Here is a 2,245-nt window from a genome sequence, read left to right as displayed (position 1 = left end):
CGGCGGGGCATTTGTCGGTGTCGTTGGATGCCGAGACGACGCGGATGTTGCTTGGGGAGGTTCCTGCGGCGTTTCACGCCGGGGTGCATGAGGTGTTGTTGATCGCGTTCGGGTTGGCGGTCGCGGAGTTTGTGGGTGGCGGGCGTGCGCCGATCGGCATCGACGTGGAGGGCCACGGCCGCCACGAGGAGCTGGCCGCCGACGTGGACCTGACCCGCACGGTCGGGTGGTTTACCACGTTGTATCCGGTTTCGCTGACGGTGGGCGGGCTGCCCTGGATGCAAGTGACGAAGGGCGAGGCGGCGCTGGGCGCGCTGGTCAAGGACGCCAAGGAGCAGTTGCGCGCCCTGCCGGATCCGCTGAGTTATGGCCTGCTGCGGTATCTGAATACCGACGTCGAGCTGGACGGCCCGGAGCCGGTCATCGGGTTCAACTACCTGGGCCGGCTGGGCGCGGGCGCCGACGTACCCGATGATCTGTGGCAGCTGTCCCAACACGGCTCGTCACTGACTGGCGCGGCGGCCGCGATACCCATGCCGCTACCGCACGCTGTGGAGCTCAATGCGGGCACCGCCGACACCGACACCGGCCCGCGGCTGCACGCCAACTGGACCTGGGCGCCCTCGGCTGTCGATCGCGAGCAGGTCAGCCGGCTGGGCCGGTTGTGGTTCGAAGCCCTCGCGGGCATCTGCGCGCATGTGCGTCGCGGCGGCGGCGGATTGACGCCGTCGGATATCGCCCCGGCCCGGTTGACCCAGCAGCAACTCGAGGAACTCCAGCAGCACGAGCGCATCGCTGACGTGCTACCGCTGACCCCTCTGCAGCAGGGGCTGCTGTTTCACGCCAGCACCGCATCGGGCCGTGCCGACGATGTGTATGCGGTGCAACTCGACATCACCTTGAGCGGCGCCCTCGATCAGCAGCGGCTGCGTGAGGCGGTGCATACGGTGGTCAACCGCCATCCGAACCTGGCGGCCCGGTTCTGCACGCAGTTCGGTGAGCCGGTGCAAATCATTCCGGCTGATCCGGTGCTCCCGTGGCGGTACGTCGAGTTGGACACCGGCGGAACCGATGCCGATGTCGCTGAACAGGTCCGGGAGGTGTGCGCTGCTGAACGCGCGGCAGTCTGCGACCTGGCCGAGCCGCCGTCGTTCCGGGCGGTGTTGATCCGCACCGCGGCAGATCAGCACCGATTTGTGCTGACCAACCACCACATCGTCATGGATGGCTGGTCGCTGCCGATACTGCTCGGAGAAGTCATTGCCACCTACTACGGACACCGGCTGCCCGCAGCCGCCCCCTATCGCCGTTTTGTGAGCTGGCTGGTCGGGCGGGATCGCGCTGCGGCGCAGGCGGCCTGGCGTGAGGTGTTGGCCGATTTCGACACCCCGACCTTGGTGAGTCCGCCAGGGCGGTCAGGTCCGGGGCGCAGAGAAGTCGCATCGTTCACGGTCTCCCCGGAAACCACTCGCGCTGTCGGCGAGTTGGCGCGCGCGCAGCACACCACCGTCAACGTCGTGCTGCAGGCCGGCTGGGCGCAGGTGTTGATGTGGCTGACCGGCCAACATGACGTCGTTTTCGGGACCGCGGTTTCCGGGCGGCCGACGGAGTTGGCCGGCGCGGACTCCATGGTGGGGCTGTTGATCAACACGGTGCCGGTACGGGCCCGCATCACCGCAACGACGACCATCGGCGATTTGCTGGATGAGTTGCAAGACCTCTACAACCGCACGCTGGAGCATCAGCATCTGGCGCTGGCCGAGATCCACCGCGTCACCGGACACGACCAGTTGTTCGACACCTTGTTCGTCTTCGAAAACTACCCGGTCGACACCGCGAAGCTGACCGCTGATCATGAGTTGTCCATCACCGGCGTGGCCGCCCGCGAACACAACCACTACCCGCTGGCCGTGCAAGCCCAGCCCGGTGACGAACTGCGTCTTCGCGTCGAATACGACACCGGCGTGTTCGACGCGGCCAGGATCGAGTCGCTGTTCAGGCGGTTGCAGAAGGTGCTGGTAGCCATGACCGCCGACGCGGGGAACCAGTCGTGACCGCCGACACCACCCGGCGGTTGTTGTCGATCGATCTGCTTGATGACGATGAGCACGCCGGGCTTGACGAGTGGGGCAACCGTGGCGCGTTGAGCCGTCCGCTGCCGGTTACGCTCTCGATCCCGGAGTTGTTTGCTGCGCAGGTGGCGCGGACGCCGGACGCGGTGGCGCTGACGTGCGATGGCCGCTCG

At 67.0% G+C, this 2,245-nt stretch carries 2 protein-coding genes; both read left to right on the top strand.

From position 1 onward, the window contains the following. Positions 1–2,054 (top strand): condensation domain-containing protein (locus A5791_RS04745; protein ID WP_369828017.1); only part of this gene is annotated, 2,054 nt, incomplete at its 5' end. Continuing rightward, on the top strand, positions 2,051–2,245 hold a 195-nt coding region (locus A5791_RS27625; protein WP_369828016.1), incomplete at its 3' end, for a hypothetical protein. The genes A5791_RS04745 and A5791_RS27625, both read left to right, overlap by 4 nt.

Origin of the sequence: Mycobacterium sp. 852002-51163_SCH5372311, assembly GCF_001667115.1 — a bacterium.
Classification (GTDB): Bacteria; Actinomycetota; Actinomycetes; order Mycobacteriales; family Mycobacteriaceae; genus Mycobacterium.
The sequence above is the reverse complement of the archived record's forward strand: the minus strand, read 5'-3'. Positions and strand labels throughout refer to the sequence as shown.